Annotated in this window: 5 protein-coding genes; 3 read left to right on the top strand and 2 right to left on the bottom strand. The window is 71.1% G+C overall.

Features of this window, described 5'->3' with window-relative positions; all coding sequences use genetic code 11:
* Positions 1–125 precede the first annotated feature (125 nt).
* Positions 126–1,628: an MFS transporter gene (locus AC067M_RS20500; protein ID WP_478698426.1), complete on the bottom strand. Its 1,503-nt coding sequence runs from the start codon at positions 1,626–1,628 to the stop codon at positions 126–128.
* 136 nt (positions 1,629–1,764) lie between these two features.
* Here AC067M_RS20500 and AC067M_RS20495 point away from each other — a divergent pair, with 136 nt between their 5' ends.
* Entirely contained in the window at positions 1,765–2,352 is a 588-nt protein-coding gene (locus tag AC067M_RS20495; RefSeq protein ID WP_478698425.1) for a TetR/AcrR family transcriptional regulator, read from the top strand.
* A gap of 78 nt (positions 2,353–2,430) precedes the next feature.
* Here AC067M_RS20495 and AC067M_RS20490 read toward each other — a convergent pair whose 3' ends face one another.
* Positions 2,431–3,705, bottom strand: a complete 1,275-nt coding sequence (locus tag AC067M_RS20490) for a PucR family transcriptional regulator (protein ID WP_478698424.1) — start codon at positions 3,703–3,705, stop codon at positions 2,431–2,433.
* A 162-nt stretch (positions 3,706–3,867) separates the two neighbouring features.
* Between AC067M_RS20490 and AC067M_RS20485 the strand changes: the two genes are divergently transcribed.
* Positions 3,868–4,794 (top strand): proline dehydrogenase family protein, encoded by a 927-nt coding sequence (locus AC067M_RS20485; RefSeq protein ID WP_478698423.1) that lies wholly within the window; start codon positions 3,868–3,870, stop codon positions 4,792–4,794.
* Positions 4,795–4,844: 50 nt separating this feature from the next.
* Positions 4,845–6,476, top strand: coding sequence for an L-glutamate gamma-semialdehyde dehydrogenase (pruA, locus tag AC067M_RS20480; RefSeq protein WP_478698422.1), 1,632 nt, complete (start codon positions 4,845–4,847; stop codon positions 6,474–6,476).
* Positions 6,477–6,580 lie beyond the last annotated feature (104 nt).

The following is a 6,580-nucleotide window of genomic DNA, read 5'->3' as shown; positions in this document are numbered from 1 at the left end:
GCCCCGCCGCCCTCTCCCTGTCCTTTTGCTTGATCTGCATAGCCTATCCCCCCCCCCCCCCCACCCCACCCCCCCCCCCCCCCCCCCCCCCCCCCCCCCCCCCCCCCCGCCTTTCGCTTGTCCTGTTACTTCACCCGGATTTTCCGCAGGGTCACGGACGCCGCCACCGCCGCCCCCGCGAGCAGTACCGCCCCCGCGATCGCCGCCCCCTGCATCCCGCTGGTGAACGCTTCCCGCGCCGCCGCCGCCAGGGCGTCTCCCGCGCGCCCCGGGAGCCCGCCCGCGACCGCCAGCGCGCCGCCCAGCGTCTCCTGGGCCGGAGCCGGTGCCGAGGCCGGGATCTCGTGGCGGTAGATGGCCGTACCGATGGAGCCGAGGACCGCCATGCCGAGGGCGCCGCCGAACTCGGCGCCGGTCTCCAGGAGGGAGGAGGCGGAGCCCGCGCGTTCGACCGGGGCCGCGCCCATGGCCAGGTCGGTCATCTGGGAGACGACCATGACGATTCCGGAGGCGAGGACGCCGCAGGCGGCCAGCACGAGCCACATCGAGTCGGTGTCGGCGAGGGCCAGCAGCGCGTAGCCGGCCGCGGCGATCGCGAAGCCCACCGTCACGACGTAGGCCCGGTTGACGCCCTTCTGGACCAGGGAGGTGGACAGCGGGGCGGCCATCCCGATCGGCACCGAGGGCAGCAGAGCCCACAGGGCCGCTTCCAGCGCGCTCTTGTCGAGGACCGACTGGAGGTACTGCGTGGTGAAGAACGCCGAACCGATCATCCCGAACGAGGAGACGAGGTTGAGGACGACGGCGGGCGTGAAGCCGTGGCCGCGGAACAGCGCCGGGGAGATCATCGGCGAGGCCGCCGTGCGCTGACGGTGGACGAAGAGGGCGGCGAAGAGCAGGCCGAGGGTGACCGAGACGACGTACTCGGTGTGCCAGCCCTCGGAGGGGATCTCCTTCAGGCCGTAGATCACGGGGAGCACGGCCGCCATCGAGAGCGGGACGCTCAGCCAGTCGAAGCGGCCGGGCGCGGGGTCACGCGACTCGGGCAGCAGGACCGGGCCGAGGACCAGGAGCAGCGCCATCGCCGGCAGGTTGACCAGGAAGACCGAGCCCCACCAGAAGTACTCGACCAGGACACCGCTCATCACCGAGCCGAGCGCGACACCCGCCGTCATCACGCCGGACCACAGGCCGATCGCCTTCGCGCGCTGGGCGGGGTCGGTGAACATCGTGCGGATCAGGGCCATCGTCGAGGGCATCAGGGTCGCGCCGCCGATGCCGAGGACCGCGCGGGCCGCTATCAGGGTCTGCGCGCTGTTCGCGTAGGCCGCGATCAGGGACGCGGTGCCGAAGGCGGCGGCGCCGATGAGCAGGAGCCTGCGGCGGCCGATGCGGTCGCCGATCGACCCCATCGTCATCAGCAGGCCGGCCAGCACGAACGCGTAGATGTCGAAGATCCACAGCTGCTGGGTGCCGCTCGGTTCGAGGTCCGCGCTGATCGCCGGGATCGCGAAGTAGAGGACCGAGACATCCATCGAGACCAGCAGCAGCGGAAGCATCAGGACGCCGAGGGCGGTCCATTCGCGCCGGCCGGCACGGGAGGTGGTCGTGCTCGTCGAGTTCGTCATGCCGAGGAATGTACGGGCGTATTAAACGTTTGTCTAGAACGATTGTGTAAGTCGATCGTGTAGGCCGTTCGTGTAAGTCAATCGTGTAAGTCGCACGTCTAGGACAGGTGTATGGATCGGGGGTAGGGTGGTCCGCATGGGACATCGCGAGGATCTACTCGAAGGCGCCAAGCGCTGCCTGCTGGGCCAGGGGTTCGTGCGCACGACCGCGCGTGACATCGTCAAGGAGTCGGGGACCAACCTGGCGTCGATCGGCTACCACTACGGCTCGAAGGACGCGCTGCTGGTACAGGCGTACATCTCGCTGCTCGAGGGGCTCGGCGACACCTTCGACCCCGGCTGGGGCGAGGCCGAGGCCGCGTCACCCCCGGGGTCGCTGGAGCGCTTCCAGGAGGTGTGGGCGACCATCATCCGCTCAGTGCCCGAAGCGCGGGCGATCTGGATGCTGAGCCTGGAGGTCGTCGTCCACGCGGACCGGCTCCAGGAGGTGCGCAAACTGCTCGCCGAGGCGCAGGAACAGGGCCGCTCGGGGCTCGTGCCCCTGTTCAGCGGCGTTCCGGAGGCCGAGCTCGACAAGGAGACCGTCGACACGGAGGGCCGTTTCTACGTCACCCTCCTCAACGGGCTCATGGTCCAGTGGCTCTTCGACCCCGACACCGCGACGGACGCCGAACAGCTCACCGAGGGGCTGCGCCGGGTCATCAAGGGTGCCACGAAGGGCTGATCCGCCCCGGCTCGTCGAGGACGATCAGGCGCGGCTCGAAGGCGGGGGCACGGTCGGTGCCGGCGCGCCGGCACCGACTCAGAGCCGATGTGCCTTGAGAGCCATGTGCAGCAGCAGCCGGTCCTCGCCGTCGTCCAGGTCCAGGCCCGTCAGCTGCTCCACGCGGGACAGCCGGTAGTAGAGGGTCTGGCGGTGGATGCCGAGTTCGGCGGCGGTGCGGCCGGCCTGGCCGGCGCAGTCGAGGTAGATCTCGGCGGTGCGGGCGAGTTCGCGGTGGGTGGGGGAGAGGAGGGGGCCGGTCACCGGGTCGTGGGCCGCCTCCGGGGGCAGGGCGGTGAGCAGGCGGTACGGCCCGATCGACGCCCACTCGGCGACCGGACCGAGCCGGGACTCCGCCAACGCCGCCCGCGCCGCACCGGACGCCTCCCACCAGGCGGCCCCCAGCTCCCCGAGCCCGGGCCGCGCCCCGGCGACACCGGCGACCGGCCCACCTCCGGGCGCGGAACCCCCGGACCCACCACCCGCTCCGGACGCGGCGCCGGCTCCAGCACCCCCGGAGCCCACCCCCGCCCGCTCCAGCAACCTCCCCGCCGCCGAAGTCGCCGGTGTCAGCACGTCCGACGAGCGCAGCCGCACGAGGAGGGCGAGGCAGTGGCCCTGCGCTCCCCACGGCACCGTGCACAGGGCGGTGGCCCCCGGCACCGTACGGACGGAGGGGGTGTCCTCCGGGGCGGCCGAGGGCCAGGGGGCCACGCAGACCATGGTGTGGGGGGCGTCCGCGCGGGAGCCGAGGGCCGTGCGGAGCTCGGCGATCGCCATGTCGCGGGGCCAGCCGGGCTCGGCGGTGAGGACCGCCCGCAGCTCCCGGGTGAGATCCGCCCCGTGCTGTGCCTCGTCCGCGAGGAGCGCGCCGATGCGGGCCGTCACCTCCATCGCCGCCGCCAGCTGCCGCTCGGAGGGCCCCGGATCGTCGGCCAGCAGCCAGACGTAGCCGAGGACGACGCCCCGATGGCGTACCGGCAGACAGATGCGCCCCCGGTACACCCCCGCCTCGGGGGTCGGCGGGATGCGGACCGGGCCCGTGGCCCGGGTGATGCCGAACCCCTCGAACCAGGTGCGCACGGCCGCCGTGGAACGCCGGGTCAGGATCGAGCGGGTCCGCACCGGGTCCAGCGCGGACGCGTCGAGCTCGCCCTCGCTGTCGTAGGCCCCGAAGGCGATCAGCTCGAAGTCCCGGTTCTCCAGGGTCGCCGGCGCGCCGAGCAGCTCCGAGATCTCGTCGACCAGCTCCTGGTAGTCGCCTGCGCGGTGGGATGATGCGGAATCGGCGGTCACCCGGGCATTCTCCCCCATCCCCGCAGCCCCTTCATACATCTGTCTGAGATCTGGGGCACGAATGCGTGACAGCTGTCGATGGCCGACGATCGGAGGGATCCTTAGGTTTCACGGTGGTTCTCCGTGCCGTTCCCGGATCTTCGGGCATCGGCCTCGTATGCGTTGGTATGGAGGTGCCCCGTGCTGGGTCCCGTGATTCTCGCCGCGTCGCGCAGCGACCGGATGCGACGTCTGATCTCGGCGGCACCGGTGACCAAGCAGGTCGTCGACCGCTTCATCCCGGGCGAGACGGTGGACGAGATCGTCCCGATCGTGCGGGAGCTCACCGACCGTGGCCTGGAGCTGACGATGGACGTCGTCGGCGAGGACATCACCCGCCCCGAGCAGGCCGAGTCCGCCCGGGACGCCTACCTGGAGCTCGTCGACCGGCTCGAGGCGCTGGAACTCGGCACCCGCGCGGAGATGTCCGTGAAGCTGTCGATGTTCGGCCAGGCGCTGGAGGACGGCCACGAACTCGCGCTGAAGAACGTCCGCCCGGTCGTCGAGGCCGCCGCCGCCATCGGTACGACGGTCACGCTGGACGCGGAGGACCACACCACCCTCGACTCGATGTTCGCCATCCACGAGGAGCTGCGCAAGGACTTCCCGCAGACCGGCTGCGTGATCCAGGCCTACCTCTTCCGCACCGAGGCCGACGCCCACCGGCTCGCCGAGAACGGCAGCCGCGTGCGTCTGGTCAAGGGCGCGTACAAGGAGCCCGCCGAGGTCGCGCACCAGGACAAGCACGAGATCGACAAGGCGTACGTGAGGATCCTGCGGACCCTCATGGACGGCGAGGGCTACCCGATGATCGGCTCCCACGACCCGCGCCTGATCTCCATCGCCCAGGAACTCGCCCACCGCGCCGGACGCAAACTCGACGAGTACGAGTTCCAGATGCTGTACGGCATCCGCAGCGACGAACACCTCCGCCTCGCCGCCGAGGGCCACCGCATGCGCGTCTACACCGCCTACGGCACCGACTGGTACGGCTACTTCATGAGGCGCCTCGCGGAGAAGCCCGCCAACCTGCGGTTCTTCGCACGAAGCATGATCACAAAGGGCTGAGCCCCGCCCCCGCTCGCAGCAACACCGCTCAGTAAGGAGTTACGGAACCCATGGACGCTGTGACCCAGGTCCCCACCCCCGTCAACGAGCCGGTGCACGGCTACGCCCCCGGCTCGCCCGAGCGCGCCCGGCTGGAGGCCAAGCTCAAGGAGCTGGCCGAGAACCCGATCGACCTGCCCTGCACGATCGGCGGCGTCAAGCGGCTGGGCGGCGGCGAGCGCTTCGACGTCGTACAGCCGCACAACCACAAGTCCGTGCTCGGCACCTACGGCAACGCCACCCAGCAGGACGCCCAGGACGCCATCGACGCGGCCCTCGCCGCCGCGCCCGCCTGGCGCGCGATGGCCTTCGACGACCGCGCCGCGATCATCCTGCGCGCCGCCGAACTGCTGTCCGGCCCCTGGCGCGAGACGCTCGCCGCCTCCACCATGCTCGGCCAGTCCAAGACCGCCCAGCAGGCCGAGATCGACACCCCCTGCGAGCTGATCGACTTCTGGCGCTTCAACGTCAAGTACGCCCGTGACCTGCTCGCCGAGCAGCCCCCGGCGAACTCCCCGGGCGTCTGGAACCGCCTCGACCACCGTCCGCTGGAGGGCTTCGTCTACGCGATCACGCCCTTCAACTTCAGCGCCATCGCCGGCAACCTGCCGACGGCCCCCGCGCTGATGGGCAACGTCGTCGTCTGGAAGCCGTCCCCGACGCAGACCCACGCGGCCGTGCTGCTCATGCAGCTCCTGGAGGAGGCCGGGCTGCCCAAGGGCGTCATCAACCTCGTCACCGGCGACGGCATCGAGGTCTCCAAGGTGGCCCTCGAGCACCGCGAGCTCGCCGGCATCCACTTCACCGGCTCGACGAAGACCTTCCAGTACCTGTGGAAGACGGTCGGCAACAACATCGAGAAGTACCGCTCCTACCCGCGCCTGGTCGGCGAGACCGGCGGCAAGGACTTCGTCGTCGCCCACCCGAGCGCCGACCGGGCGATCCTCAAGACCGCCCTGACCCGTGGCGCCTTCGAGTACCAGGGCCAGAAGTGTTCGGCGACCTCCCGGGCGTACGTCCCGGCCTCCATCTGGAACTCCGGTTTCAAGGAGGAGTTCGCCGCCGAGGTCGACGGCATCACCATGGGTGACGTCACCGACCTGTCCCACTTCATCGGGGCCGTCATCGACGAGCGCGCCTTCGCCAAGAACAAGGCCGCCATCGACCGCGCGAAGACGGACCCGGCCTGCACGATCGTCGCGGGCGGCAGCTACGACGACTCGGTCGGCTACTTCGTCCGCCCGACCGTCATCGAGTGCGACGACCCGGAGAACGAGGTCTTCACCACCGAGTACTTCGGCCCGATCCTCGCCGTGCACGTCTACGACGACGAGAAGTACGACGAGATGCTGACCCAGATGGAGGCGGTGTCCGCCTACGCGCTCACCGGCTCGGTCATCTCCGGCGACCGCGCGGCCGCCGCGTACACGATGGAGAAGCTGCGCTACGCCGCCGGCAACTTCTACATCAACGACAAGTCGACCGGCGCCGTCGTCGGCCAGCAGCCCTTCGGCGGCGGCCGCGCCTCCGGCACCAACGACAAGGCCGGCGCTCCGCAGAACCTGATGCGCTGGACCCTGACTCGCGCCATCAAGGAGACGCTGGTCCCGCCGACCGACTACATCTACCCGCACATGGGCTGACAGCCCCGCGGGGGGGGGGGGGGGGGGGGGGGGGGGGGGGGGGGGGGGGGGGGGGGGGGGGGGGGGGGGGGGGGGGGGGGGGAGGGGGGGGGGGGGGGGGGGGG

It is taken from the genome of Streptomyces sp. NPDC043427 (assembly GCF_056436655.1).
Note: the sequence above shows the minus strand (reverse complement) of the source record. Positions and strands in the feature narration are given on the sequence as shown.

Bases quoted from the DNA above. Each gene is read 5' to 3' on its own strand.
- AC067M_RS20490 (WP_478698424.1), bottom strand. From the start codon at position 3,705: ATGGGGGAGAATGCCCGGGTGACCGCCGATTCCGCATCATCCCACCGC.
- AC067M_RS20500 (WP_478698426.1), bottom strand. From the start codon at position 1,628: ATGACGAACTCGACGAGCACGACCACCTCCCGTGCCGGCCGGCGCGAA.
- pruA (WP_478698422.1), top strand. From the start codon at position 4,845: ATGGACGCTGTGACCCAGGTCCCCACCCCCGTCAACGAGCCGGTGCAC.
- AC067M_RS20495 (WP_478698425.1), top strand. From the start codon at position 1,765: ATGGGACATCGCGAGGATCTACTCGAAGGCGCCAAGCGCTGCCTGCTG.